At 54.5% G+C, this 25,830-nt stretch carries 25 protein-coding genes; 10 read left to right on the top strand and 15 right to left on the bottom strand.

Features of this window, described 5'->3' with window-relative positions; translation table 11 throughout:
- Positions 1–40: 40 nt before the first annotated feature.
- On the bottom strand, positions 41–670 hold the full coding sequence (locus OUO13_RS04645; protein WP_283172686.1) for a c-type cytochrome: 630 nt from the start codon (positions 668–670) through the stop codon (positions 41–43).
- Positions 671–976: 306 nt separating this feature from the next.
- On the opposite strand from OUO13_RS04645, the gene leuS reads away from it, so the two are divergent.
- The 4 genes from leuS (at position 977) to OUO13_RS04625 (ending at position 5,946) form a co-directional block, all read left to right on the top strand.
- Entirely contained in the window at positions 977–3,562 is a 2,586-nt protein-coding gene (gene leuS / locus OUO13_RS04640) for a leucine--tRNA ligase (protein ID WP_283172707.1), read from the top strand.
- Between the two features lie 3 nt (positions 3,563–3,565).
- Positions 3,566–4,090 (top strand): LPS-assembly lipoprotein LptE, encoded by a 525-nt coding sequence (locus OUO13_RS04635; RefSeq protein ID WP_283172685.1) that lies wholly within the window; start codon positions 3,566–3,568, stop codon positions 4,088–4,090.
- A complete protein-coding gene (holA, locus tag OUO13_RS04630; RefSeq protein WP_283172684.1) occupies positions 4,087–5,085 on the top strand; it encodes a DNA polymerase III subunit delta in 999 nt (332 codons plus the stop codon). The genes OUO13_RS04635 and holA overlap by 4 nt, the downstream gene beginning before the upstream one ends.
- Before the next feature lie 267 nt (positions 5,086–5,352).
- Positions 5,353–5,946 carry a hypothetical protein gene (locus OUO13_RS04625; protein ID WP_283172683.1) on the top strand — a complete coding sequence of 198 codons (594 nt, stop codon included), beginning with the start codon at positions 5,353–5,355 and terminating at the stop codon, positions 5,944–5,946.
- Between the two features lie 62 nt (positions 5,947–6,008).
- Here OUO13_RS04625 and OUO13_RS04620 read toward each other — a convergent pair whose 3' ends face one another.
- The 6 genes from OUO13_RS04620 to mpl all read right to left on the bottom strand — a co-directional run bounded on the left by OUO13_RS04620 (position 6,009) and on the right by mpl (position 9,972).
- Positions 6,009–6,830 (bottom strand): sugar nucleotide-binding protein, encoded by an 822-nt coding sequence (locus OUO13_RS04620; RefSeq protein WP_283172682.1) that lies wholly within the window; start codon positions 6,828–6,830, stop codon positions 6,009–6,011.
- Between the two features lie 68 nt (positions 6,831–6,898).
- Positions 6,899–7,273: a hypothetical protein gene (locus tag OUO13_RS04615; RefSeq protein ID WP_283172681.1), complete on the bottom strand. Its 375-nt coding sequence runs from the start codon at positions 7,271–7,273 to the stop codon at positions 6,899–6,901.
- A gap of 26 nt (positions 7,274–7,299) precedes the next feature.
- Positions 7,300–7,560, bottom strand: a complete 261-nt coding sequence (locus OUO13_RS04610) for a DUF2175 domain-containing protein (protein ID WP_283172680.1) — start codon at positions 7,558–7,560, stop codon at positions 7,300–7,302.
- A gap of 84 nt (positions 7,561–7,644) precedes the next feature.
- On the bottom strand, positions 7,645–7,983 hold the full coding sequence (locus OUO13_RS04605) for a PA3694 family proteiin (protein WP_283172679.1): 339 nt from the start codon (positions 7,981–7,983) through the stop codon (positions 7,645–7,647).
- Entirely contained in the window at positions 7,976–8,599 is a 624-nt protein-coding gene (locus OUO13_RS04600) for a flavin prenyltransferase UbiX (protein ID WP_283172678.1), read from the bottom strand. Before OUO13_RS04600 ends, OUO13_RS04605 begins: the two co-directional genes overlap by 8 nt.
- Entirely contained in the window at positions 8,599–9,972 is a 1,374-nt protein-coding gene (gene mpl, locus OUO13_RS04595) for a UDP-N-acetylmuramate:L-alanyl-gamma-D-glutamyl-meso-diaminopimelate ligase (RefSeq protein ID WP_283172677.1), read from the bottom strand. The genes OUO13_RS04600 and mpl overlap by 1 nt, the downstream gene beginning before the upstream one ends.
- Before the next feature lie 206 nt (positions 9,973–10,178).
- Between mpl and OUO13_RS04590 the strand changes: the two genes are divergently transcribed.
- Positions 10,179–11,150, top strand: coding sequence for a class 1 fructose-bisphosphatase (locus OUO13_RS04590; protein ID WP_283172676.1), 972 nt, complete (start codon positions 10,179–10,181; stop codon positions 11,148–11,150).
- A gap of 41 nt (positions 11,151–11,191) precedes the next feature.
- On the opposite strand, the gene OUO13_RS04585 is transcribed toward OUO13_RS04590, so the two are convergent.
- The 3 genes from OUO13_RS04585 to OUO13_RS04575 are packed head-to-tail and all read right to left on the bottom strand — an operon-like array spanning position 11,192 to position 16,183.
- The gene (locus tag OUO13_RS04585) at positions 11,192–13,099 is read right to left on the bottom strand and encodes a response regulator (RefSeq protein ID WP_283172675.1); all 1,908 of its coding nucleotides are present in this window, start codon (positions 13,097–13,099) and stop codon (positions 11,192–11,194) included.
- Complete coding sequence (locus tag OUO13_RS04580; RefSeq protein ID WP_283172674.1) at positions 13,096–13,980, bottom strand: hypothetical protein; 885 nt, start codon at positions 13,978–13,980, stop codon at positions 13,096–13,098. Before OUO13_RS04580 ends, OUO13_RS04585 begins: the two co-directional genes overlap by 4 nt.
- Before the next feature lie 16 nt (positions 13,981–13,996).
- Positions 13,997–16,183, bottom strand: coding sequence for a TonB-dependent receptor plug domain-containing protein (locus OUO13_RS04575; RefSeq protein WP_283172673.1), 2,187 nt, complete (start codon positions 16,181–16,183; stop codon positions 13,997–13,999).
- 385 nt (positions 16,184–16,568) lie between these two features.
- Between OUO13_RS04575 and ppa the strand changes: the two genes are divergently transcribed.
- Positions 16,569–17,102, top strand: a complete 534-nt coding sequence (gene ppa, locus OUO13_RS04570) for an inorganic diphosphatase (RefSeq protein WP_283172672.1) — start codon at positions 16,569–16,571, stop codon at positions 17,100–17,102.
- A 77-nt stretch (positions 17,103–17,179) separates the two neighbouring features.
- On the opposite strand, the gene OUO13_RS04565 is transcribed toward ppa, so the two are convergent.
- Positions 17,180–17,641 (bottom strand): PAS domain S-box protein, encoded by a 462-nt coding sequence (locus OUO13_RS04565; RefSeq protein WP_283172671.1) that lies wholly within the window; start codon positions 17,639–17,641, stop codon positions 17,180–17,182.
- A 170-nt stretch (positions 17,642–17,811) separates the two neighbouring features.
- On the opposite strand from OUO13_RS04565, the gene OUO13_RS04560 reads away from it, so the two are divergent.
- The 3 genes from OUO13_RS04560 to OUO13_RS04550 are packed head-to-tail and all read left to right on the top strand — an operon-like array spanning position 17,812 to position 21,632.
- Positions 17,812–18,732 carry a MerR family transcriptional regulator gene (locus OUO13_RS04560; RefSeq protein WP_283172670.1) on the top strand — a complete coding sequence of 307 codons (921 nt, stop codon included), beginning with the start codon at positions 17,812–17,814 and terminating at the stop codon, positions 18,730–18,732.
- Complete coding sequence (locus OUO13_RS04555) at positions 18,729–19,736, top strand: class I SAM-dependent methyltransferase (protein WP_283172669.1); 1,008 nt, start codon at positions 18,729–18,731, stop codon at positions 19,734–19,736. Before OUO13_RS04560 ends, OUO13_RS04555 begins: the two co-directional genes overlap by 4 nt.
- 18 nt (positions 19,737–19,754) lie before the next feature.
- Complete coding sequence (locus OUO13_RS04550) at positions 19,755–21,632, top strand: TonB-dependent receptor plug domain-containing protein (protein WP_283172668.1); 1,878 nt, start codon at positions 19,755–19,757, stop codon at positions 21,630–21,632.
- Between the two features lie 25 nt (positions 21,633–21,657).
- Here the strand turns inward: OUO13_RS04550 and speD are convergent, their stop codons facing one another.
- Positions 21,658–22,449 carry an adenosylmethionine decarboxylase gene (gene speD / locus OUO13_RS04545; RefSeq protein WP_283172667.1) on the bottom strand — a complete coding sequence of 264 codons (792 nt, stop codon included), beginning with the start codon at positions 22,447–22,449 and terminating at the stop codon, positions 21,658–21,660.
- 77 nt (positions 22,450–22,526) lie between these two features.
- Positions 22,527–22,949, bottom strand: coding sequence for an OsmC family protein (locus OUO13_RS04540; protein WP_283172666.1), 423 nt, complete (start codon positions 22,947–22,949; stop codon positions 22,527–22,529).
- 188 nt (positions 22,950–23,137) lie between these two features.
- On the opposite strand from OUO13_RS04540, the gene crp reads away from it, so the two are divergent.
- Positions 23,138–23,788 (top strand): cAMP-activated global transcriptional regulator CRP, encoded by a 651-nt coding sequence (gene crp / locus OUO13_RS04535; protein ID WP_283172665.1) that lies wholly within the window; start codon positions 23,138–23,140, stop codon positions 23,786–23,788.
- A gap of 141 nt (positions 23,789–23,929) precedes the next feature.
- Here the strand turns inward: crp and trpC are convergent, their stop codons facing one another.
- Both trpC and trpD read right to left on the bottom strand, forming a co-directional pair.
- On the bottom strand, positions 23,930–24,736 hold the full coding sequence (trpC, locus tag OUO13_RS04530) for an indole-3-glycerol phosphate synthase TrpC (protein WP_283172664.1): 807 nt from the start codon (positions 24,734–24,736) through the stop codon (positions 23,930–23,932).
- Positions 24,737–24,780: 44 nt separating this feature from the next.
- On the bottom strand, positions 24,781–25,827 hold the full coding sequence (gene trpD, locus OUO13_RS04525; protein WP_283172663.1) for an anthranilate phosphoribosyltransferase: 1,047 nt from the start codon (positions 25,825–25,827) through the stop codon (positions 24,781–24,783).
- Positions 25,828–25,830 lie beyond the last annotated feature (3 nt).

Below are 25,830 nucleotides of genomic sequence, written 5' to 3'. Positions count from 1 at the left end.
TGAAACGGGATCTTATCAAACAGTCAGCGTCAAGGATGCCTTATGGCATATGGGTCAAATAAGAAGCCACATCTTTCAACTGCTCCTCTGTCATATTCTGAACCACAGCGACCATTGGCGACTTGGCACGCTCCGGATCTTTTTTCAGGAATTTCATCAGCGTTGCCTCAAGGTAGGTGTACGGCTGACCAGCAATGCGTGGGTATTGATGGTCACCATGAGCACTAGGGCCATGACAGGCGAAACAAACAGACTCATACAACTGCTTACCTTTTGGCGACATGGCCACCGGCTCTTCACGCTCTTTGACCGGACGATCAGCAAAATACAGGGCAATCGCCACGCGTTCAGGGCCTGTCAGCTGTTTGGCGAGCTTGCTCATAACATAGTCAGTACGCTTGCCAGTGGCAAAGTTTTCGAACTGGTTAAACAGATACGTAGCATTCTGGCTAGCCAGGTTGGGAATATAATCCCGCTTGCTGTTACCATCCTTGCCATGACAGGAAAAACAGAGAATAGCCCGGTCTTCACCCATCTGTACGGCGGACTTGAGTGCTTCCGGATTAGCCTGGATACGGGCCATGTCCGCTTGAAGTTCATCAACCGTTTCAGCCTGCGACATCACAGGCAGTATTGATAAAACGATCAGAAAAAGGATTTTAATGTTCATGTTTGCGACTTATCCATGACTGTGCGGCTACGATACTATCGCGCTGCAGTGGCTCCAATACGTCCAATTGTAGTTTTGGGCGTTTGTCGGACTATACCTGACCTGTATCAACGGCCGTCACCCGATTACCCTTGATTGCGACAAAAGTTTGACCCGTTTCGCGGTAATTTCCAGAACAAGGCTGTTTCAGCCCTGCCGGTACGCCGTATGTGCATCCTGCCCTATCATTGGGGTAAACTCCCTGACCTCCAGCAGTGTTGTAGCAACATTGCTCCCGAACTCACGTAACCAGTCAAAGTCGCCATGATGCAAGAAACCTATTTGCCCCACGAGATTGAACCCGCTGTCCAGCAACAGTGGGAGGAAAAACAGGTATTCCGGGCTGTCGCCGATGCCAGCAAGGAAAAGTTCTACTGCCTGTCGATGTTCCCGTATCCAAGTGGTCGTCTACACATGGGGCACGTGCGTAACTACACCATTGGTGACGTGATTTCCCGCTACCAGCGCATGCAGGGCAAAAACGTGCTGCAGCCGATGGGCTGGGATGCGTTTGGTCTACCAGCCGAAAACGCGGCAATCAAACACCAGGTGGCTCCGGCCAAATGGACCAAGGAAAACATCGCCTACATGAAGAACCAGCTGAAATCGCTGGGCTTCGGTTACGACTGGCAGCGTGAAATCGCGACCTGCGAACCCGAGTACTATCGCTGGGAACAGTGGTTCTTCACCAAGCTGATCGAAAAAGATCTGGCCTACAAAAAAGTGTCTGCCGTTAACTGGTGTCCGCATGACCAGACTGTACTGGCGAACGAACAGGTTATCGAAGGCTGCTGCTGGCGTTGTGACACCCCGGTTGAGCGCAAGGAAATTCCTCAGTGGTTTATCCGTATCACCGCTTACGCCGACGAACTGCTGAATGACCTCGACCAGCTCGACGGCTGGCCAGACCAGGTAAAAGCCATGCAGCGCAACTGGATTGGCAAATCCCGTGGTGTGCAGCTGCGTTTTGGTATCAAGGAAAGCGGCGAACAGCTGGAGGTTTACACCACTCGTCCTGACACCCTGATGGGTGTGAGCTACGTAGCGGTCGCCGCTGGCCACGCCCTGGCGCGTCAGGCCGCCGAGAACAACGCCGAGCTGGCGGAATTCCTGCAAGAATGTAACCGCTCCGGTACTGCTGAAGCCGACATCGCCACCGCCGAGAAAAAAGGCATGGCCACTGGCTTCACCGCGATTCACCCGATTTCCGGCAAGGAAGTTCCGGTGTGGGTTGCCAACTTTGTACTGATGGAATACGGCACTGGTGCGGTAATGGCCGTTCCAGCCCACGACCAGCGTGACTGGGAATTCGCCCAGAAGTACGGCATTGAACTGCATCAGGTGATCCGTCCAGCCGACGCCGATGCCAGCATCGACCTGACCCAGGCCGCTTACACCGAAAAAGGTGTACTGGTGAATTCCGGCGAGTTCGACGGTCTGGACTTCGAACAGGCCTTTGATGCCATCTCTGGCTGGCTGGTTGCCCGCAATCTGGGTGAAGTCAAAACCAACTACCGTCTGCGCGACTGGGGCGTAAGCCGTCAGCGTTACTGGGGGTCTCCAATCCCGGTCATCCGCACCGCCGATGGTGACACCGTGCCAGCTCCGGCTGACATGCTGCCAGTAGTGCTGCCTACCGAAGTGGTAATGGATGGCGTTAACTCGCCAATCAAGAACAACCCGGAATTCGAAAACATCGAATTCAACGGTCAGCCTGCGTTCCGTGAAACCGATACCTTCGACACCTTTATGGAGTCTTCCTGGTACTACGCCCGCTACTGCAGCCCGGACAGCCACGACGCCATGCTGGACCCGACCGAAGCCAACTACTGGCTGCCGGTAGACCAGTACATCGGTGGTATCGAACACGCCATTCTGCACCTGCTGTACTCACGCTTCTTCCACAAGCTGCTGCGTGATGCCGGTCTGGTACAGAGCGACGAGCCATTCAAGAGCCTGCTGTGCCAGGGCATGGTGCTGGCCGACGCCTTCTACTACAACAACGAGAATGGCGGCAAAGAGTGGGTTAACCCGACTGAAGTGGAAGTGGAACGTGACGACAAGGGTCGTATGACCAGTGCCCGTCGTGCGGCTGATGGCCTCGAGCTGAAACATGCCGGCATGAGCAAGATGTCCAAGTCCAAGAACAACGGTGTTGATCCGCAGGATGCCATCAGCAAGTACGGTGCCGACACCGTGCGTCTGTACACCATGTTCGCAGCGCCACCAGAGCAGACTCTGGAATGGTCAGACTCCGGTGTTCAGGGTGCCCAGAAGTTCCTGCAACGTGTATGGCGTCTGGCCTACGAACTGCTGCAGCACGAAACCGTCAGTGTTCCTGCCGACCAGCTCGAAAAAGCCGACAAGGACGCCCGTCGCAAGCTGCACGAAACCATCAACAAGGTTTCCGATGACGTTGGCCGTCGTTACAACTTCAACACCGGCATCGCCGCCATCATGGAACTGATGAAGACCCTGCAGAAACTGGATCTGACCCAGGCTGGCAGCCGCTCGGTAGCGCTGGAAGCCATGGACGCCATGATCCGTATGCTGAGCCCGATGGCACCGCACATGACTCAGGCCCTGTGGAGCCAATTCGGCAACGACGGTCTGGTGATTGACGCCTCCTGGCCGGTGGCCGATCAGTCAGCACTGGTTGCCGACACCCTGCTGATGGTGGTTCAGGTGAACGGCAAGGTGCGCGCCAAGCTCGAAGTAGCCGCCGACGCCAGCCAGGAAAGCATCGAAGCCCAGGCTCGTGCTGACGAGAGTGTGCAGAAGCAACTCGACGGCAAGAGCATTCGCAAGGTGATTGTGGTTCCGGGCAAACTGATCAACATCGTGGCGGGCTGATCCGTGGCGCTGTTTAAAGCCCTGACAGGCACAGGTCGGCTTTATGCCGCCCTGCTGCTGGTTTCTACCCTGCTGGTGTCAGCCTGTGGCTGGCACCTGCGTGGTGATTACCAGCCATCACCGGCCTATCGCAACATTGTGGTACTGAGCGATGCCAGCCCTGAGCTGACCCGCATCCTCAATCGCCAGATGAACCTGCGCGGCTGGAAAGTGGCCACCAACAACCAGAATGCTCCAGCCAGCATCCACATCGAACCCGTCAGTTACGATCGTCGCACGTTGACCATCAACAGTGCCGGTCAGATTGCCAGTTACGAACTGACAGCAGAGCTGACCGCTCATGTCTCTCACGAATTTTATGGCGACACCGATCTGGTGGTTACCGCCATGCGCCGTTTTGACAACGACGTGAACCGTGTAATTGCCACCACTACCGAAGAAGCGGAACAGAAACGCGCCATCCAGAACGAACTGGTGGAACGTCTGCTGCTGCGTCTGGGCGCCCTGCACAATCCGATGTCTTCATGAAACTACGCAGTGAAGAGCTGACAGAAGCCCTTAAAAAAGGGCTGGAAGCCGTTTACCTCATCAGTGGTGACGAACCCCTGCTGATCAATGAACTGTCAGATCAGGTCCGTCAGGCGGCCCGTAAACGCGGCGTTGAAGAACGCCTGGTGTTTCATGCCGAAGCCGGTTTCGACTGGAAATCCTTGCATGAAGAAGCCAATTCAATGTCGCTGTTTGCGACCCAGCGTCTGCTGGAAGTACGTATCCCCAATGGCAAACCCTCCGACAAGGGCGAAACGCTCAAAGCCCTGCTGACAAATCCATCACCGGATAACACCCTGCTGCTGCTCTGCCCGCGCCTCGACAGCGCAACCCAGAACAGCGCCTGGTTCAAGGCTGCCGAACGTCACGGCGTGGTGATTCAGGTATGGCCAATTGAACGCAATCACTACCCGGGCTGGCTGCGTAATCGCCTGCAACAAGCAGGCATTCAGGCAGATCCGGCGGCCGTAGCCCTGCTGGCCCAGCAAACCGAAGGCAACCTGCTGGCAGCGGTGCAAGAAATCGAAAAACTGCGCATCAGCGGCGTGCACAGCATTAGCGAAGAGCAACTAATCAGTGCACTGGGAGACAACTCCCGATACGATGCATTTGCCTTCGCCGACGCCTGTATTGAGGGAGATGTCAGGAATGCCAGCAGGATTCTTGGGCATCTGCGCAGTGAGGGACAAGAAATAATTTCAATCCTTGGGGCTTTGGTGCACAAATTGCATCAGCTGGTTCAACTTACCGGACTGCATGGTCAGGAATTGACCAATGCTTTCAAGGATTGCCGGATCTGGCCTCGCCAGCAACCGGCCTATCGCCAGGCTCTGGACCGGATTGACGAAGGACGCCTGTTCACCGCTATCCGTCTTGCAGCGGATGTTGACGAAGCCGCCAAAGGTCGTGGAGATGACCCGTGGCGCCTTTTAAGTGAGCTGGCTTTGTTTTTGTGTAAGAAAAAGCACCGCTAAACAATAAGCTGGCACTGTCTGACAAAATAGAAGTTGGGCGAAATCCGTGATGCAGTTAACATAGCAACAATAGACAGATCACAGATACAGCCAAACGAACGAACCATACTATGCTGACTGATGTGGCAATTGTTTCTTTAGCCGATTGCCTGACAATTTTCGTCACAAGCTGACAAACTGCGACCCAAGTCATAGTTAAATTTTAACATTCATCTAGTATGGTGAATGTCTGGCAGTGAATCGAACTGGAATGGAAGGGTAACCGAAATGAACTCTGTGAAGCAGCAGCGCAATGCGGATCTTGTGTGGGATCTTGAAAAGATTCACCAGCACAAACGTGCCGTTAGCTTTGTAAAACAGTTTGAAAGCCGGTTTTGCGTCTTTTCGTCTGCAGTACGACAGCTGTACACAAACTACAGCGTGTTCTTCCCAGAAGAAGCAAACCGCCAATTGGTAATTCTGCCGGATCCGTATGCTTTCCACGACACATTCAGTCACCTGAATCCGGAAGCAGTACAGTCCACCGGCCTGCACGTAATCCCAGGTAACCTGATCGGCAAAAGCGGTCTGTACCTGATCATTTCTCATCGTGACAAGAACGTCCGCTCAGTACCGATTCCATTCCAGGAAGGTATTCGCCAGATTCTGCGTCGTTCCAACACCGAGGATCCGTTTCTGCCGGTTCTTATGAAAGGTGACCTGCGCGAATTCAATGATCAGCTGCCATGCCTGCACCTGCACCGTCTGCGCCTGAAGCAACTGCACTCACTGTCATCTCTGGACCGTGAAGGCATTCGCTCAGTGATTACTGACAAGTTGATGACTCTGTACAAAGAGTCCAGCGCTCTGAACCTGGTGTAAAACCAGGCTTCAGAAAGCAAAAAACCGGCGCATGTGCCGGTTTTTTTATGTCTGTGGAACGATTATGCCCGGTAATAACGGCGCAATAAACGCCCAAGTCCAGAACGCCACGGACGCCGCTTGATACCAAAGGTATAAAACAGGTGCGTCACATCACCACAGGGCACCTGCCATACTGGCCGGAAACCACCAGCTCCCGATTCCAGACGCACATTGGAGAGATCTTCGTATTGACTGGCTTCTGCCAGAAGAGCTTCGGTAAATCCAAAAGCGTTAACCGGTTCAACACCACAAAAGTGATACAGCCCCCATAGATCATCTGAGCAATCAGCCTGTTTCATCATCGCCAGCAACACAGTTGCTATATCGTCGTCAGGAGTTGGACAAAAGAACTCTACATCATCTACCGTCAACTCAACACGATCACGCAACGCCATAAGCAAGGCATGCGCAAAATCCCCCGCCTGCACCGAGAATGACTGTCCAACACGCAAGATCAGATGACGACGACATTGCTTGACCCGCTGCTCCAATGCCAGCAAACGCCGGGCATGATCATTATCCGCAAATCGGGTAGAGGTTTCGGTATGACGCGCCTGATTCTGGGGAGCAAAGACTGCAAGTGATGAAACCAGAACAATCGGCGCATCGTGCTCCTCAAGGGTTTCAATCCAGTACAGGGCGTCTTCGATATCAGAACCATTGGCAAGCGCAGGTGTCAGCACAAAAAATGGCTGACCACTACCCAAAATAGCCACACGCTCACGACCTTCGATCGAGTAACTCTTGTAATGCAGGTTGTCGGCAGCAAGAGCGCGAGCCAAATACTGGCCTAACGGACGATCAGCACCAATAATCAATGTGTGAAAGGGATTGATGGGCAACTCCGGCTCCAAAATCTATAAAGCTATCGGTCAGATAGTGTAACAAGGTCAGTTGTAGTGACAACCGCTCAAGCTAGCGGAATTCTGACGATTTCATTGCGATTTCGTAGTGCGTCCGCTGGCCCAGAAAACAGACGAGCATCATTCAAACCAATCAGCAGAACCTTTCCACTGCAAAGTCCAACATATCCAGCACGGTGCTCCAGAATAAAATCACCGTCTTCAGCTAGCAGCCAGTCAGACTCAGGAATACCGACACGCTGCAGCAAACCGTTCCCCAATGGGTCAGACACAGCTTTGCGGGTACTGAACAGCGACAAGGATTCACTGGCAACAGCCAGAAAACGATCATTGACTAGCTCCGCAACATCAACACTGGCACCAGACGCCAGAGTAGTTGCAAACACACCACGAATCAGATTGGAGTTGTTTTCAATAAGCATGACTAACCCGGGGCTTTGACACCCGCTCAGAAAAGTTCGATATCATCATTCAACGACGACTTGTCCGACCCGGAATGGCGCTTGCGATCGTTTTCCTCTGCTAGCACCAAGTCCTTCAGGTCTGCCAATTCCGCATCGCTCAGACGTGTAATATCAATTGTACGAAATGTCCGGCGCATGGTGCGGTAGGCGTCATAACAGTTCTTGTGAGCCGGACCCAGCTCAGGAACCGTCAACCCTCCCACCCCAAACACCGGTTTTTTGCAGAACACACAGTTCAGCGACATCAGACTATTCCCGGTTATTCATCACTACTGATTACAGTTTATGAAGGAATCGCCCCGTCTTCCAATCTGCAGCTCATATTCTTGTCATTCGTCGCTCATACCCGGTTTACAACGCACGGCACGGTTATGGCTATCAACCAGAATACCAGCGACTGGCTTGTTGTTGTCCGGACGCATCAACAGATAACCATCACTGCAAAATGCCAGTTTACCGGACTCTTTATCAGATACCTTGAGATCAACGTTTTCACTCAGCTCCATCAAATTGAACTGGTCGATTCGGGCGGCATCGGAGGCATCAGAGTGGCGAATATATCCATAATACTCCAGCGCCAGAACCGCCACTATTACACCGACAATAAAACCAATCCCAAGAGTACGGGCGTTATCCGGCTTTTCTTCCGGTTTTACAGGCTCAGTCACGTTCAGTCGCTCCACTGGCAGATTGTCCCCAGGATGGCATCAACTGATGCTGCACCCCAAGCTGATTAAGAATTCGGGCCACCACAAAATCGACCAGATCATCAATAGTGGCAGGTTGGTGATAAAACCCCGGGCTGGCGGGCAGAATCACCGCTCCCATACGGGTCAGATCGAGCATATGGCGCAGGTGAATTTCAGAATACGGTGTTTCCCGTGGCACCAGCACCAGTTTGCGACGCTCCTTAAGCGCTACATCAGCGGCACGCTCGATCAAGTTGTCGCTGGCGCCTGTGGCAATGGCTGATAGCGTACCGGTACTGCACGGGCAGACCACAACCGGCCCCGGCTGTCCAGAACCAGAAGCCCAGGGCGCCATCCAGTCGTCGCGGCCAAATGCCCGCAAGCGCTGGTCATCCACACCGAAACGTTGCTGCAACCATTGTGCCTGCGCCTGGGGTTTGGGCGGCAGGCTGAGGCCGGTTTCAGTAGCAAACACCAACAGGGCGGCCTTGGAAAAAATCACGTCTACATCGCAACCAGCCTGCAACAGCACTTCCAGCAGGCGCAGGGCATAGACTGAACCGGAGGCTCCGGTTACTGCCAGACAAACCCTCATTACAGTGGACGCCCGTTGGCAATCCACTCGGCAAAGCGTGCAGGCAAACCGGCAAAGCCACCGTTGGACATAAAAATCACCTGATCACCCGGTTGAGTCTGCGCTTTTAACGACGCCAGAACCGCCTCTGCGGTTTCCAGACACTCACCGCCACAGGCGTCCGCCACTTGCTGCAATGACCAGCCGAGGCCGCTCGGCTGCAACCACAGACTGTGGTCCGCCGCCGCAACAGAAGTCGCCAGGCTGTCCTTATGAACGCCCGCCTTCATGGTATTGGAACGTGGTTCCAACACCGCCAGCACCCGCGTGCCTGCCGCGAGAGAGGCACGGAAGCCTTCCAGAGTGGTGGCAATAGCCGTTGGGTGATGAGCAAAGTCGTCGTACACCCGAATACCATCATGATCCGCCAGCAGCTCCATACGACGACGTGCCGCACGGAAATCACACAGGGCTTTTGCCGCCTGAGCGGGATGTATACCAACATGGCGCGCAGCCAGAATCGCCGCACAGGCGTTACGCACATTGTGCAGACCCGTCAGCCCCCAACGCACCTCAGCCTGACCCCCCCCCTGATAACAGAATGCAAACGCACTGCCATCCGCGGCCAGCAACTGGTAACTCCAATCCTGCTCTGCACCAAAGCGCTCAACATCGAACCAGCGTCCCTTGTCCAGAACCCGCTCCAGAGCGGCTTCGCCCGCTGGCAACACCACCCGGCCGGAAGCAGGAACCAGACGCATCAGATGCTGAAACTGGCGCTCAATCGCCTCCAGATCCGGGAAAATATCGGCGTGATCGTATTCGAGGTTATTGGCAATGAGGGTACGTGGCAGGTAATGCAGGAACTTGGAACGCTTGTCGAAAAACGCCGTATCGTATTCGTCAGCCTCAATCACAAAGAAATGAGTCTGCCCGAGGCGGGCAGAAGTCGGGAAATTGCCTGGCACCCCCCCAATCAGGAAGCCTGGCGCCATGCCCACGTCTTCCAGAATCCAGGCCACCATACTGGATGTGGTAGTTTTGCCATGAGTACCGGCCACCGCCAACACCCAACGGGATTGCAGAACCTCACGACGTAACCATTCCGGGCCAGAGGTGTAGGGAATACCGCGTTCGAGCACATATTCCACCGAGGGGTTGCCACGCGACATGGCATTGCCAATGATCACCTCATCAACATCCTCAGGGATACCGGATGGATCATAGCCACTGGTCAGTTCAATACCGGCGGCAGCCAGCTGGTCACACATGGGCGGATACACCCCGGCATCACTGCCAGAAACCTGATGCCCCAACTCTCGCGCCAGTTGCGCCAGCGACCCCATAAAAGTGCCGCAGATACCCAGAATATGAAGACGCTTTGTGTCCTGCATGTATTAGACCGATGCTGCCTGAAAAGCCGTTAGTGTAGCGGCAAGCGGGTTATTCCCCAAGCAATGGCGCCACTTGCCTGTCGGCGTCGATTATTGCGTCCTGTAGGATACATTCGTCGGTTTTACCTCATCCCGAAGACTGAAATTGTGACGTCTTTACGGTAGTATCCGCGCCACGGAAAGCATGTGACCACTGGAGCATCCCTATGCAACGACTCAGGAATTTTCTGCAACAGCACTGTAGTGACAATGGACTGATCGAAGTCATTGATCAGATTGCCACTATCAGCAAGGACATCGCCCACCTCATTCAGCTCGGCGACCTCGCTGGCGTATTGGGCAGTGCCGGTCAGGAAAACGTTCAGGGTGAAAACCAGAAGAAACTGGATGTTATTGCCAACGACCTGCTGAAAGACGGTCTGGCAGCACTGCCCTCAATCAAAGGTTTGGCCAGTGAAGAGGAAACCCTGCCAGTAGGCTGCAACCCGGACGGCCGTTACCTGGTGTTGTTCGATCCGCTGGATGGCTCCTCCAACATCGATATCAACGTTACCGTTGGTACTATTTTTTCCATTCTGGCGGCTCCGGCTGAACTGGATGGAGGCGATGAGCGCGCCTTTCTGCAACCAGGCAAACAGCAACTGGCCGCCGGTTACGTGCTGTATGGTCCATCTACCCTGCTGGTTCTGACCACTGGCAACGGCGTATTTTCCTTTACTCTGGACAGCCGTGTGGGTGAATACCTGCTGCAACGCGAAAACATTCGTGTCGACACCAAGACAGCAGAATTCGCCATCAACATGTCTAACCAGCGCTTCTGGAAACCAGCCATGCAGAACTACGTAGCCGACCTGCTGCGCGGTGAAGAAGGCCCTCTCGGCAAGCGTTACAACATGCGCTGGGTTGCCTCCATGGTGGCCGAAATTCACCGCATCCTGACCCGTGGCGGTGTATTCATGTACCCATGGGACAGCCGTGAGCCGAAAAAACCAGGCAAACTGCGTCTGATGTACGAAGCCAACCCGATGAGTCTGCTGATGGAACAGGCTGGCGGTAAAGGCAGCACCTCAACCGAGTCTATCCTGTCTGTACAGCCGCTGGGCATCCACGATCGCGTTTCCGTCGTGATCGGTTCCGCCGAAGAAGTGGCCACCGTGGAACGTTACCACGAAGCCTGATTGCTGAGTGTGAAGCACCGCGGATGAGCTCCCGCGGTGTTTTACCGCAAGGAAGGGGGCATTGCCATATAACGAGGCGCTGCCCACTTCAGCATCACCCGCCGCAATGCATCCCGTGTTACCGGTTTCCCCAGAAAATCATTCATACCGGCGTCCAGACACTGCTGGAACACCTGATCCGAGGTGTTGGCAGTAAACGCCACCACCGGAGTTTCGGCATCCAGTTCGCGCATTCGACGCGTCGTTTCGAAGCCATCAATACCTGGCATATGGCAGTCCATCAATACCAGATCAAACGGCCGTGGCGTTGTTGCCAGCGTAGCCAGACACTTTTCACCGGAATCAGTTATCTGAATCACCAATTGTGGGCAGACATTTTGCATCATGTGCTCAATGACTTTCTGGTTTACCTTGTTATCCTCCACGACCAGCACTCTCATCGGCAACCGCAACAGAGCATCATCGCCCAAGGAAGGAACGGGATCTCTGGTAATCGGTACTTCCAAAGTCACTTCCGTTCCACCAACAGGATTATCATTAATACAAATCACGCCCCCCAGAGACTTCAGAATGTGATGAGTAATGGTCAGGCCAACACCCAACCCATCGTACTGACGTGAGAACGAGCTGTTCAGTTGAGAAAACGCTTCAAATACCAGCTCACGTTTGTCATGCGGAATACCAATACCGGAGTCGAGCACCCGAACCTGCAGAAAACGCCGCCCCGGGTGACTGATCACCGATAGCCGCATCAGAACATAACCACGATCGGTGAATTTCACCGCATTGCCTGCAACGTGCCGCACCAGTTGCCGCAGTACCGATGAATCAATTCCAACCCGGTTATTACGCAGGTATTCATCGTACTCGACCACAAACGAGATTCGCTTGGCGAGCGCTTTCTGGCTGAACTCCTTGACCAGACCATCCAGCTCTTTGGCGACATCACGATCATCGTATACCGCCGTGATATTACGTTTTTCACTGTCGACCAGTACCAGAACGTCTTCCAGCAGCTGAGTCAGGTGCATCAGGGATTCTTCAGCGGTTTTCTTGTACTCGTCGAACTCCGCCTGACCATTATCCAGTGACAGCAGCTGTACCAGTCCCACAGCACCGTTCAGAGGCGTCCGCAGTTCGTGGCTCATCATTGACAGGAATTCACTTTTGGCCTGCGCCGCCAACTGGGTCTTGCGCTGCTCTTCCATCAGTTGGGCGGTATAAGCTCGCTGGCTGGCACGCGCCTGATCAAGTGTATCCGCCAGGCGGTTGGCATTACCTTGCAGCAGACCGATTTCGGTATCCCCTTCCACGATCAGACGCTCCACCGGCGCCTCACCACCAAGTCGGTTGATAAACCGCGCCAGACGCTCCAGTGGCGGAATTGTGGTCGTGGAAATCCCCCACGCGGCCATCATCGACAACACCACCACCAGCAAGCCGGTTAATAACGACTGGCGCAGAATGCTGGCTTCACGCTGACGGGTAAAAATATCCGTGACCTCGATCCGTACCGCTCCCAGAGTGCGTTTCACCATAGGAGTGTCATCAAAATCAGAAAAACTGCCGAGATCCGGGACCTCTTGAATAATCGGTCGATTATATGGCTGCAAGTCGCTTTTTCGGACCTGCTCAAAGCGAGGACTATGCTGTTCGTATAACACGACGCCATCACTATCCAGAACCTGCACCACCATCACCGAAGGCTGCCGCAATGCCACACCAACAACGGCCTCAAGCAGACCGTAGTTACCAGATATGACAGGGTACTCAGCTGCTGCTGCAAGGTGCTCCAGCAAAATACCCACCACCGCTTCGTTTTCACGATGCAACTCCTGCCAGCGATGGTACATGTGATAACCGGTGATCATCAGAACCGCGAGCACGGCAGGAACCACACCGATCAGCATGATCCGCCGACGGATAGACCAACGTCGCACCCAATTCATGGGGCCACCTTGCTGCCCAGTTTACGAGCAAGCTCATCGGCATCCGGCAGACTGAGGTTCAGGGAACGCGCAACCTGCTGGTTGTAACGAACACGAAAATACGGATTGTAATCCGGTACGGGCCAGCCTCGACCACTGCGTCCTTGCTGGATAATATCGGAGAGACGAGCGGCCACATCCTCGACATCACTAAAGGTAGTGGCCAGAGCACCGGCACGAATATAGGCACTGGAAGGCCCAAACAACGGCCGGTTCTGACGATAAGCCGTAATAAGGATATTCTTGATATTGCTGGCACTGAACAGTTCGGGATCATATACCCCCACAAGTGCCATGTTGTCGCGTAGCAGTGCTACCAAGGCACGATTAAGGGAATCGTAATCGTCGACATAAAAAATATCGGTGTGTCTTCCCAATCTGGAGATATCCACACCGATTTTCTGCAATGAAGCGGCGTTGTTAGCCAGCACACCGAGCGGAACCTCTGCACCGAGCACACCTTCAGCCAGCGCAATCTGGCGGGTTAGTGGGGGCTCCAGATAAACCGCACTGTCGAGATGAACCCCGGCCAGTTCGATATCCTGCTTGCTGCTGAACGCGGCAATCACCGGCACATTGGGACGGTTATTGATCCGAGGCCACTGCTCAAGAGCGCCAGGGCCAGCCAACAACACAAGATCGTAGCTCTTGCCTGCAGTAAAACCATCATCCGTCAGAATCACATCACAATCGGCATTCAGTCTCTTTTCGAGATGCTGTTCCAGCTCCTGTACCGATGACACCTGACGGTCGGTCACCAGAGCAATACCAAGCGCACTGGCAACCGGGCTCCCCCCCACCAATACGATCAGAATCCAAAAGAAACGAAAACAGGCATCCATGCTTGGCCTAATACTCCTATAAGTTCAGTCCGATCTGGACAAAACCGATATTCCTTACACCGTAACGCTGATTGTTGTAGACCAGAGCATCATCACTGATCTGATGCTGAAACCAGACACCAACCCACGGATTAAATCTTCCTATGCGCATGTTAGTCCTGACGTTCATCTCGTAACGACGGTAGCGGTTGGAATTTGAACTGAAATCATTGTATGCGTCATACCAGAAATGAGACAGCGTCATGCCCCAACGTTTCTGTTGATAATGCCAACTGGCAACCAGGCTGCTGGATGGCGTCATACGCAGCTCCAGAACTTCCTTGTTGGCGATCTGTTTGGCAGTCAGACCGCTGATATCGCCCAGCTCAACGCTCGCTTCGGTATGCGCGGCATTCAGCCACAACCAATGACCTCCAACCGGACGCCACCCCAGCTGCATTTCTGCCCCACGGATTTCCATGCGGGTATCTGAAGCAATACGCAGCGTATTCAGAGCAATTGGATCCGAAATAAGATCGTACAGATCATCGTGATACAGCTTGATATCCAGCTCGACATCAGGGTTCCAATAGCGCCCGTAGTACCCGACTTCGTGACTGACTATGTGCTCCCTATCCAGGGTGCGGGCCCCTGCCCACTGATTCATGTAGTAGCGTCCGGACGTAATGCCCAGATAATTATCATCCATGCCCGTCATACGAATACTGTACTCTGGGTCTTGTTCAAGCAAATCCGGTGAGCGCACGGCTTCTGAATACACCAGCCGAATACTCTGCTCAGGAGTCAACAGAAAGTTGGCTGCCAATCGAGGTGAAAACACAGAACCATTAACGTCCTCGGTTTCAAAACTGCCACCAAGATTCAGCAACAACCAGTACAGCGGACGATATTCCAGGGTTCCGAACAGGCGATACGTATCGTTGTTTACAATACCATCAAAATAGGTAGTCGACAGCGCCTGATCTCGTCTCAGGTTAACACCCAGAACACTACGCCACTGGTCATTCCAGCGCCGGGTATCCTGGACCTCCAGATCAAAACGCTCCTCGTACATGCTGCGGTCAGTATCACCACAGACAAACGACGACAGATCACTGAAGTCCGAGCCGTTATAACTGTTGGCCAGCACCTGCTGCAGTACATCCAGATCGGTATCGGATACCGCCACATCGTAGCCAGCCGCATTCAGTGTTTGCTGTAACCCCTGCGCGTCTATAGCACCAGACGCCACGGCCCCCACCAATCCCTGAACGGTGGCACTGCTGCCAGATGTCGGCGCCAGTTGCTGTACCACCAGATTCACCAGTTGAGGATTGCTGCGGTACAAATCAAACAGTGCCGGCTCAAATCCGACCACAGGTGCGCAAGAGCGCGCCTGCACACGGCGATGGTCGTACTGCCAGTATCCCTGAACGGATAACGAATGGTCAGCATTGAATTCGCGAGACAGACGGTTCCAGATAAACGCCTGATCAGTATCCTGATCCGGTGGATCCAGGTCATAACTCTCCTTGCGGATGTCGGTATGACCACGTTTCACCGCACCCTGCGACTCCCACTGCCAGCCATTATCGAGCCATTGCTGACGAGAAAAATTCACAAAACCATGGCGACGACTGTCCCGGCGCTGATCATCACTGCTGTTTTTCGAATTGGCACCATCAAAGCCGTCATCGGCCTGAACTGAACCGGAAACCCGCCAGGCAGTTCCGGCATTTTGCCAGGAGTGGCTGACAAAGCCGTCGTCAACACCCTGACTGCCCGTACGGTAACGCAAGCGCGTGCCAGCCGTATCCGCCGGATGTCGGGTCACAATATTGATTACCCCAAGAAAAGAATTGGCACCCCAGGAAGCCGAGTTGGGACCACGGGTAACCTCAATACGCTGGATATCCTCCAATGCCACCGGAATATCATCCCAGACCACCGAGGCAATACCGGCGCGATACACCGAGCGACCATCGACCAGAACCTGCAGGCGGCGCATGACGTTTGGTGATGAAGCGTGATAAACCACCGCCGGATTGTTTTCGTCATCACCATGACCCACAAACATCCCCGGCACAAAACGCATCAGCTCAGGCAAGGTACGTACGCCCCAGGCCTCGATCTGCTCCGCTTCAATAATGGTCATACTGGCGGGTACCTCGGAGCGCGGCTGGCGCAAACGCGTAGCCGTCAGCACTTCGGGCATTGCTGGCATGGCCAGCTCACCAAATTCGGAAGAGTCCTCTGTCAGCCCGAAGCTGGTTGCGGGCAATGCTATTAATAGCAACATCCTGGTCGCCAGCTTGTTCATTAGTGTTATAGGCATCCGGTACGTTTACCTGTATCAGGAACAGGGCTGCAAGCCTGGGACATACTAAAACCCCCCGAGATGTCGTTGGTGAACCGGTAAGAACTCGACATTTCACTGCATTATTCGCATGGTCCACGCGCGCTGCAGTACTTGCGCAGAGCAGTGCAGGGTTTATACGAGAGTCCCTGACGTCAAAAGTTACCCGCTTTATACTGAGGCATAACTGACAGAACAATAGGCATATCGTTATAATCGTCCGAAAATTACTAACCAACCCAGGGAAACAGCAATGAGCTTCACCGCAATTTCTGCAGGCAAAGATCTGCCAAACGATATCTACGTAGTGATCGAGATCCCGGCAAACCACGCTCCGATCAAGTACGAAATTGACAAGGACATGGACTGCCTGATGGTGGATCGTTTCATGGCAACCCCAATGTTCTACCCAGCCAACTACGGTTACATCAACAACACTGTGGCTGGCGACGGCGACCCAATGGACGTTCTGGTAGTTACTCCATACCCGGTTGCTCCAGGTTCTGTGATCCGCTGCCGTGCCGTGGGTGTTCTGAACATGGAAGATGAAGGTGGTGAAGACGTCAAACTGCTGGCTGTTCCTCACACCAAACTGACCAAGATCTACGATGACGTTCAGGACATTGAAGACGTTCCAGAACTGCTGCGTAAGCAAATTGCTCACTTCTTTGAAAACTACAAGGATCTGGAAGCTGGCAAATGGGTTAAAGTCCGTGACTGGGGCAATGCCGAAGCTGCTCGCAAGCTGATCGTTGAAGCGGCAGCTGCTTACAACAAAGGCGAATAATCGCTTTCGGCGAATGCTCCCTTTTGAAAAGGAGCCTGCTCAGGCTCCTTTTCTGCATTCCGTTCTTTTCTTCTCCGTTACAGCAGCTTTTTCAGCTCAGCCAGCTCCGCTTCCAGGGCAGCCAGGCGCTCCTGCATCCGTACCAGCTCGGTAACATCCTTCTGGACACCAATGTAATAGGTCAGCCCGTCATCCGCACAGGTGACCGGCGAAATACTCAGCTCATTCCAGAACAGGCTGCCGTCCTTGCGATAATTACGCAGCACCACTCGTCCAGGCACCTGACCGGCAATCGCCAGACGCACCTGCTCCAGCGCGTCCTGATCACGATCGCCAGCCTGCAGGAAACGGCAATCCTGATAGAGGATTTCATCGGCGCTGTAACCGGTCAGCTGCTCAAACGCACGATTCACATAAATCAGGATATTGTCTTCTCCTTCCTGCTCGGCAATCACAATGCCGTCATTGGAGGCATCCACTGCCTTTTTGAGAAGATCGAGACTGATGGGCCCCTGACGATCATTGGTATCAACAAACATGATGACTCTCCGGATGCGAATAGAGGCACGTTAATCAGCCATGCCAGAAGGGTCAAGAGCTGTTATGGCGGTGCTTTTTTACTTTGTATCGTTCAGAGAATAGAATCTGTACAGTTTTGTACAGTTACCCAGCCGGTAACGCCAACTCCATCTTTCCAGGATTCAGTACCATGACGGGAACCGGTTCCGACTCCCACGCGGCGTATTACCCGATTCGTGTCGTCTCAGCCGAAACAGGTATCAACGCCATTACCCTGCGAGCCTGGGAACGCCGCTACGGCCTGATCGAGCCCAAACGCACCGCCAAGGGCCATCGACTCTATACCGAACAGGATATCGACCTGATTCGCCGGGTCGTTGCGCTGCTCAATCGCGGCATTCCGATTTCTCAGGCACAAGCCATGCTCAATGGTGACGTACCGCAGGAAGAAACACCTGCGCCGTCGGCTGTCGCACCTTCGCGCTGGCAGCAATATCGTGAGCAGTTATACAAGGCCGTACAGGAATTCGACGACACGGCACTGGCCAACCTGTACGAAGAAACCGGCCGTTACTTCCCGCTGGAAATGTCGCTGCGCTTTCTGTTTATTCCGCTGTATTACCAGATGCGTGACGGTCGTGGTCGCGAACTGGGCGAAGCCCGCCTGGCGTTTTATTCGGCATTTATTGAAGCCCGTCTGGGCGCACGTTTGCTGGAACAGCAAATTGGTAATGAACGCCCGCGTGTGCTGATGCAAAACCTCAGTCAGGACTCATCCACCAGCCTGCTGTTACTCGGTGTCATGCTCAGTCGTATGGATACCGGTATTACCCTGCTGCATGGCTTGCTCGGTATCGAGCAACTTCAGGAGCTGGTACAGAGCCAACGCAAATGGCCAGCGTTGCTGCTGCAAATCGCCCAGCACCCTGATACCGACCGTTTGCGTCAATTAAAAACCCTGAACATTGAAACCGGTTGCCCGATTTTTATCAGCGGCCCCGGCCCTGAATACGCCCAGCAACTGCGTGACCACGGCCTGATTCCACTGGATGCTGATATCCAGCAAGCCGCCCTTGATGTTCGCGATATAGTCCAGGAAATTTCTGCATGAGCGCTGCTCCCTACGAACTGATTCTTCGCCACCCGGATTTGCTGGCGGCTGACACTCTGGTGCTGAGCGCCGAACCACGTGTACCCGGAGCCTTTCTGCAGGAACTGCGCGACCGTCAGGCGACCTTCCATACCTGGGACTGGATGACCCGCTGCGCGGTGTTCCGCCCGGATGATGACAAAGTCCGCTTTGCAGTACCCGATACCGCCGCTCTCGCCGGTTTCAGCCGTATTGTACTGGTGTGGCCCAAATCCAAGGTGCTGGCACTGGCGCTGATTGGTCTTGCCTGTGAAGCCGGTATTCCGGTGTTTGCGATTGGTGCCAACGACGCCGGTGGCAAGAGTATTGGCACGGCCTGTAAAAATCTCACCACGGCCGAACGCCTCGACAGCGCGCGCCATTGCAGCCTCTGGGAACTGACTCCGCTGACCAGCGGCAACAACGATTTCAACTGGATCAAACTGGCCAAGGCCTTCCAGTATCAGCACCTGAAACTGCTGACCCTGCCTGGGGTATTCAGCCACGGTAGCCTTGATCAGGGCACGGCCCTGCTGCTGCAACACTTGCCACGCCTGAAAGGCAACCTGCTCGACATAGGCTGTGGTTCCGGTGTGATTGGTCTCAGCCAGAAACACCAGAACAATCAGCTGCACCTGACCATGGTGGATACTGACGCCTTTGCCCTGCACAGTGCCGCACTCAACTGTACGCGTCTGGGGCTGGATGCCACACTGATCGCCAGTGACGGCTTCAGTGAAGTCAAAGGCCGTTTTGATACCATCGTCAGCAACCCGCCGTTCCATACAGGCAAGGAAACCGACTATCGGTTCGCCGAACAGCTGCTGAGCGAATGTGCCGGGCACCTCAAGTCGCATGGCAGCCTGTGGCTGGTTGCCAACCGTCATCTGCCGTATGAAGAGTGGGCCCAACGTCATTTCGCCGATGTTGAAATGATTGATCAAGGTTACGGCTTCAAGGTTATTCGCGCCAGCCATCCGGGCTGATGCCTGACAGGAGTGTTTATGTCGACAAGGACGCTGTTTTGCCGTTCTGCACTGGCTACCAGTCTGGCGTTGCTGCTGGCAGTGCCGTTACAGGCAGCACCCCAGCGTTACGACAGCCATACACTTGATCCATCTTCCAGCGCCAGCACCGCGGCCGACCTGCTGCTGGCGATTCCCGGCTTTTTCCAGATGCTGACCGCCACCGGAACCGAGCAGATCGGTCTTGGTGGCCTCAGCTCCAGTTATTTGCAGATTCTGGTTAATGGCAGCCCGATCCCGGCACCGGATGGTCAGAGCCGAGCCTGGTTACAACGCATCAGCGCCAGTCGCGTACGCGCCATTGAAGTGGATCGCGAAGGCAACGCCCGTCAGGAATGGGGCGGCGGTGCCGCCACCATCAACCTGATTATTTCCGAACAGGAAGGCAGCAGCCATTTCAGCATACACGGCGGTGATGCCGATGCCGGCCACGGTCTCAGTATCGACACCCACTCCCGCCATGACTGGCAAGCCGGTTTCAGTGAGCAGGCCGCCACCCGTCAGGATGAACGCAATAGCCGCCAAAGCCACAAAAATGCCGATCTCGACTGGCACACAGCCCCGACCCCTAATATCCGTCTGAGCAGCGCCATACACGACTGGCGCAGCGAACAGTCGCGTAAGGACAGTTTCCTGAGCCCGGACCTGCAACTGGAAGCGCTGGATGCCGGTGCGCGTGCCAACGAGTTGTGGATGAACCTGCAAAGCTGGTCCAACCAGATGACCGTCAATATCGACCAGCAACGTCTGACGCTAAATACCGAGCTGGCGACTCATGAACGTGATCAGATCTGGGACAACGGCTATTTCCATCAGGCCATCCAGCGTTACCAGCTGGGGCTTATGCTGGAAGAGTTACAGGATGAACACCGCTGGGCGTTTGGCGCCAACTATCGTTATCAGCGCCTGCGCGAAACCGTCAGCCAGCAGGCCGACTCCGGGTCCATGGCGATTCGCACCCGCGAGAATCACTATCAGGCGTTTGCCGAAGACAATTGGCAGCTGACTGCAGATGCTCGCCTGCACACCGGGGTGCGGCTGGAGTCATATGACATCAACCAGTACGAAGCGCCCAACGTCGCCAGTGAGCGTATTGCCTCTGCGACCTGGTGGTTGCCTTCCGTCACCCTGTACCAGCGCCTCGGTGAACATCACAACCTGATCATGAGCGCCTCACAAAGTGTACGGCCACTGGACCCGGTTAACCTGATTCCCTACTCCATCGGGCTGGATAACCACACCTGGCATGGCAACCGTGACGCCATGGACGAAATTATCAATCGCCATGAAATGGAATGGCAGTACCAGCCAGGCACCAGCGGACAAGGCCAAACGCTGGTACATGTGCGCCTGCTGCAACATATTCGCCAGAACTCCGTGGCCTGGCAGATCGACTCAATCGACCCGACCCAGGTTTACCTGAACAACACCGGCCGCAGCGGCCGCACCCAGGGAATTGAAAGTGGCATTCGCGACTGGAACTGGGACAGCGCCAACCTGATGCTGGGCAGCGATATCGGCTTTTATCGTATGAGTGGCGATTCCGGCGAACCGGTCGTGCGTCTGCGCGTGCAGATCGACCGTCCGGAGAACGATCAGGGTCGCTTGTACGGCCTGCGCTTTAATCTGGTCAGTGCGTCACACAGCACCGCCATTGGCTCAGATGGCGAGGTCACCATCAACCGTGCTGCCGGTTTTGATAGTTGTCTGTACGTGCGTCAACATTTCAGTGGCAACTGGTATCTGAGTACGATGGGACGTCTGAATCGCTTTGGTGCCAGTAACAGCGAAACCGGCGCCATGCAGGCCGCCGACAGTATCACCAGCTGGCAGGTGGGAATCAGCTGGCTGCTGTAAGCAGCCGCTGATCATCAGGGCAGGTTCAAGGCATGTTGCGGGAGTAAAAAATCTCCAGCATTTCCTTGCGCACCTTGGCCTCGATTTCCTTACGCTCGGCCGTCGTCAGGTCGGTCATGGCCTCACCGAACAGATAATTGTCGAGGTCAAAGTCCTTGAGAATCATCTTGGTGTGGAACGTATTTTCCTGATACACGTTCACGTCAATCATCTGATAGGCGTTGCGGGTATCTTCGGTCAGGTAGTTCTGGATCGAATTGATCTTGTGATCGATATAGTGCTTCACACCATCCACGTCACGAGTAAAACCACGCACGCGATAGTCCATGGTCACAATGTCGGATTCCAGCGCATGGATCAGATAATTCAGCGCCTTCAGCGGTGAAATCAGACCACAGGTCGACACGTCGATATCCGCACGGAAGGTACTGATGCCACCATGAGGGTGACTTTCCGGATAGGTGTGAACCGTCACATGGCTCTTGTCGAGGTGAGCAACCACGGTATCGCGCAGCGGACCCGGCTTCTCCTGGCTCAACTCCTCGGTTGGCGTCACTTCATGCTCAGCAATCAGGATGGTGACACTGGCGCCTTGCGGATCATAGTCCTGACGGGCAACGTTCAGGATATTGGCACCGATGATATCAACCACATCACTGAGAATCTGGGTCAGGCGATCAGCGTTATACAGCTCGTCGATATATTCGATGTATTCCTGACGTTCTTTTTCTGTACGGGTGTAACAGATGTCGTAGATGTTAAAACTCAGGGACTTGGTCAGGTTGTTGAAGCCGTGAAGGCGCAACTTGTTATTCAATCGTTCATTCCTCGAATCACACCGGCCTGTTTCCAGACCGGGATGTGCAAGTAACGTCGTGCCGGGCACGCAGCAGGTTATTCAGTCTCGATAACTTCAAAACTGTGGGTGATCTTGACGCCACCCTGCTCCAGCATGATGGAAGCCGAGCAGTATTTTTCAGCAGACAATTTGACCGCACGTTCTACCGAACTTTCTTTCAGTCCTTTGCCGGTCACCTTGAAGTGAACGTGAATACTGGTGAACACGGCCGGTACGGCATCTGCGCGTTCCGCTTCCAGTTCAGCAACACAGTTGGTGACTGGCTGACGTTGTTTGGTCAGAATGCTCATCACGTCGAAACTGGTGCAACCACCCAGTCCCAGCAGCAGCATTTCCATCGGACGCACGCCCATGTTGCGTCCACCGTGGTCCGCCGGACCATCCATCACAACCGAGTGACCACTACCGGATTCCCCAAGGAACATGGCACCGTCCACCCACTTGATCGTCGCTTTCATTTTGGCTCCGTCAGCAAAAGGTAAAACGCAAAGGGTACCATACTCCGTGACCCGGTATAACTGTGGAGTGTGAACGGGTTCGAGTGTGGACCGAAAAGCGCTAACAGGTCACCCTCAATATGCGATATTGTTCCCTGTCAGGTGCCGCGCGCACGAATCAAGAAAGTTTTGGATTGGAAGCCCACTTTATGAGCCTGGTCAGATTGCCGCAGAAAGATCCCTACATTGAGGATTTTTTGTCTCATTGCCACCGCCGTCGTTACCCGGCGCGTAGTACCCTGATTTACGCCGGAGAAGAGAGCAACACGCTCTATTACCTGATCAAGGGTTCCGTGAGTGTCATCATCGAAGATGAAGACGGTCGCGACATGATCATGGCTTACCTGAATCCCGGTGATTTTTTCGGCGAAATGGGCCTGTTCGATGAAGAACAGAAACCCCGTACCGCCTGGGTCAAATCCAAAACCGAATGTGAAGTGGCTGAAATCAGCTACGCCAAATTCGAGGAACTGGTCAAGGTTAACCCGACCCTGATGTTCCGCCTGTTCCGCCAGATGGCCAACCGCCTGACCCATACCACCCGTAAAGCCGGTGACCTGGTGTTTATGGATGTAACCGGTCGTGTGGCGCGCACCCTGCTGGAACTGAGCCGTGAGCCCGATGCCATGACCCATCCGGATGGTATGCAGATCAAGATCACCCGTCAGGAGATCGGCCGTATTGTGGGCTGTTCCCGTGAGATGGTGGGTCGTGTTCTGAAAGATCTGGAAGACAGCGGACTGGTTTCGGTAAAAGGCAAAACCATGGTGGTGTTTGGCGCTCGTCGTACATTCCAGTAATACCGCCACCCGCCAAAACGTATCCATAAAAAAACCGCCCGGTTCGCACCGCGCGGTTTTTTTATTGCCTGACCACCACAGCGGCGGGTCAGGCGACCAGTGTCAGAACTGGCCGCTATCCCTGTCTGATCGCAATACCGATCAGAAAAACAGCTTTTGCAGCTCTTCACCCGGTTCCGGCGCACGCATAAACGCCTCGCCCACCAGGAAACCGTGAACATTGTGAGCACGCATGGCCTGCACATCGTCACGAGTCAGAATGCCACTTTCGGTTACCAGCAGACGATCCGCTGGCACCTGTGACAGCAGACCGTAGGTGGTTTCCAGTGTCACATCAAAGGTACGCAGGTTGCGGTTATTGATGCCAACCAGCGGGGTTTTCATCTTCAGTGCCGATTGCAGTTCTTCACCATCGTGAACTTCCACCAGCACATCCATACCCAGCTCGTGGGCGATGCCTTCGAGGTCTTGCAGCTGCATGTCCGACAGCGCCGATACAATCAGCAGCACACAGTCAGCGTTGAGGGTGCGGGCTTCGTAAATCTGGTAAGGATCGGCCAGGAAGTCCTTGCGAATCACCGGCAGCGAACAGGCACCACGGGCTTCGATCAGGTAGTCTTCATGACCCTGGAAGTAGTCACGGTCCGTCAGCACCGACAAACAGGTAGCACCACCCTTTTCGTAAGACTCGGCAATAACACCCGGCAGAAAGTGTTCACGCAGCACGCCTTTGGACGGCGATGCCTTTTTGACTTCGGCAATCACGGCAGGCTCACCACGAGCGATACGGGCGGCCATGGCGCGATGGAAACCACGCAGTTCGGAATGGTCACGATCACGGGCACGGGCACGCAGTTCCGCCAATGGCAGCTGCTGGCTGCGCTGGGCAACTTCGATTGCCTTGGTGGCCATGATTTTCTTGAGAACGTCCGGAGTATTGGTATTCACGTATTAACTCTTTTGTGTTGGCCCGCGACCGACGCGGGGCACTGTCACTTGGCGGCGTCTTCAACCAGATAGGTTGTAAAACTCACCAGCTCTTTCATTTTTTCCAGCGCCAGACCGGAATAGATAGCATCCTGCGCCATGCTGACACCATCTTTCAGGTTCATGGCCAGACCGGCAACATAAATCGCGGCACCGGCGTTCAGGGCGATCATATCCGCAGCTTTCTGACCGGCTTCGGTCTTGCGTTTGCCGAGGGCATCCTGAATCAGCGCCAGACTTTCTTCAGCGCTGCTGACGATCAGACCATCCAGTGAACGCGGTTCAATTTCCAGTTCTTCCGGACGAATGACACGCTCACGCAGTTCACCCATGTACAGTTCACAGGCCCAGGTTGGAGTGGCCAGGCTGATTTCGTCCAGACCATCTTCGGAATGCACTACCATCACATGGCCAGCGTTCAGACGCTGCAGTGCCTCGGCAATGGGACGCACGAGGTCCTTGCTGTACACACCAATCAGCTGGTTGGGTACACCGGCCGGATTGGTCATCGGGCCAAGAATGTTGAAAATCGTACGCAGACCCAGCGCCTTGCGAGCACCAATTGCGTGTTTCATGGCGCTGTGGTGTTGCGGCGCAAACATAAAGCCCACACCCAGCTCTTCGATGCAACGTGCAACCTGAACCGAGTTCAGATTCAGTTTGACGCCAGCCACTTCCAGCAGGTCTGCCGCGCCGGACTTGGACGACACTCCACGGTTACCGTGTTTGGCCACCTTGCCACCGGCCGCCGCTACCACAAACGACGAGGCAGTCGACACGTTGAACATATTGGCGCCATCACCACCGGTGCCAACAATGTCCACGGCATGCAACGGATGCACGTTGACACCGGACGCCAGCTCACGCATGACCTGTACGGCACCCACGATTTCATCGATGGTTTCACCCTTCATACGCAGGGCCACCAGGAAGGCACCAATCTGGGCCTCTTCACACTGGCCGGTCATGACCAGACGCATCACGTCAGCCATTTCTTCGGTCGTCAGATTCTGTCGTTCCACCACCCGGGAAAGGGCGCTTCGCATATCCATGGG

The sequence above is a fragment of the Parathalassolituus penaei genome, assembly GCF_026626885.1.
Taxonomy (GTDB): Bacteria; Pseudomonadota; Gammaproteobacteria; order Pseudomonadales; family Oceanobacteraceae; genus Oceanobacter; species Oceanobacter penaei.
This window is presented reverse-complemented; position numbering and strand designations above follow the sequence as displayed.

Excerpts from the sequence above, each read along its gene's own strand:
- trpD (WP_283172663.1), bottom strand. The coding sequence starts at position 25,827 with ATGGATATGCGAAGCGCCCTTTCCCGGGTGGTGGAACGACAGAATCTG.
- OUO13_RS04625 (WP_283172683.1), top strand. The coding sequence starts at position 5,353 with ATGAACTCTGTGAAGCAGCAGCGCAATGCGGATCTTGTGTGGGATCTT.
- OUO13_RS04580 (WP_283172674.1), bottom strand. The coding sequence starts at position 13,980 with ATGGATGCCTGTTTTCGTTTCTTTTGGATTCTGATCGTATTGGTGGGG.
- OUO13_RS04565 (WP_283172671.1), bottom strand. The coding sequence starts at position 17,641 with ATGTTTGTTGATACCAATGATCGTCAGGGGCCCATCAGTCTCGATCTT.
- OUO13_RS04540 (WP_283172666.1), bottom strand. The coding sequence starts at position 22,949 with ATGAAAGCGACGATCAAGTGGGTGGACGGTGCCATGTTCCTTGGGGAA.
- OUO13_RS04560 (WP_283172670.1), top strand. The coding sequence starts at position 17,812 with ATGACGGGAACCGGTTCCGACTCCCACGCGGCGTATTACCCGATTCGT.
- OUO13_RS04615 (WP_283172681.1), bottom strand. The coding sequence starts at position 7,273 with ATGCTTATTGAAAACAACTCCAATCTGATTCGTGGTGTGTTTGCAACT.
- OUO13_RS04575 (WP_283172673.1), bottom strand. The coding sequence starts at position 16,183 with ATGCCAGCAATGCCCGAAGTGCTGACGGCTACGCGTTTGCGCCAGCCG.
- OUO13_RS04555 (WP_283172669.1), top strand. The coding sequence starts at position 18,729 with ATGAGCGCTGCTCCCTACGAACTGATTCTTCGCCACCCGGATTTGCTG.
- crp (WP_283172665.1), top strand. The coding sequence starts at position 23,138 with ATGAGCCTGGTCAGATTGCCGCAGAAAGATCCCTACATTGAGGATTTT.
- mpl (WP_283172677.1), bottom strand. The coding sequence starts at position 9,972 with ATGCAGGACACAAAGCGTCTTCATATTCTGGGTATCTGCGGCACTTTT.
- OUO13_RS04585 (WP_283172675.1), bottom strand. The coding sequence starts at position 13,099 with ATGAATTGGGTGCGACGTTGGTCTATCCGTCGGCGGATCATGCTGATC.
- OUO13_RS04645 (WP_283172686.1), bottom strand. The coding sequence starts at position 670 with ATGAACATTAAAATCCTTTTTCTGATCGTTTTATCAATACTGCCTGTG.
- holA (WP_283172684.1), top strand. The coding sequence starts at position 4,087 with ATGAAACTACGCAGTGAAGAGCTGACAGAAGCCCTTAAAAAAGGGCTG.
- ppa (WP_283172672.1), top strand. The coding sequence starts at position 16,569 with ATGAGCTTCACCGCAATTTCTGCAGGCAAAGATCTGCCAAACGATATC.
- OUO13_RS04610 (WP_283172680.1), bottom strand. The coding sequence starts at position 7,560 with ATGTCGCTGAACTGTGTGTTCTGCAAAAAACCGGTGTTTGGGGTGGGA.
- OUO13_RS04550 (WP_283172668.1), top strand. The coding sequence starts at position 19,755 with ATGTCGACAAGGACGCTGTTTTGCCGTTCTGCACTGGCTACCAGTCTG.
- OUO13_RS04600 (WP_283172678.1), bottom strand. The coding sequence starts at position 8,599 with ATGAGGGTTTGTCTGGCAGTAACCGGAGCCTCCGGTTCAGTCTATGCC.
- OUO13_RS04590 (WP_283172676.1), top strand. The coding sequence starts at position 10,179 with ATGCAACGACTCAGGAATTTTCTGCAACAGCACTGTAGTGACAATGGA.
- leuS (WP_283172707.1), top strand. The coding sequence starts at position 977 with ATGCAAGAAACCTATTTGCCCCACGAGATTGAACCCGCTGTCCAGCAA.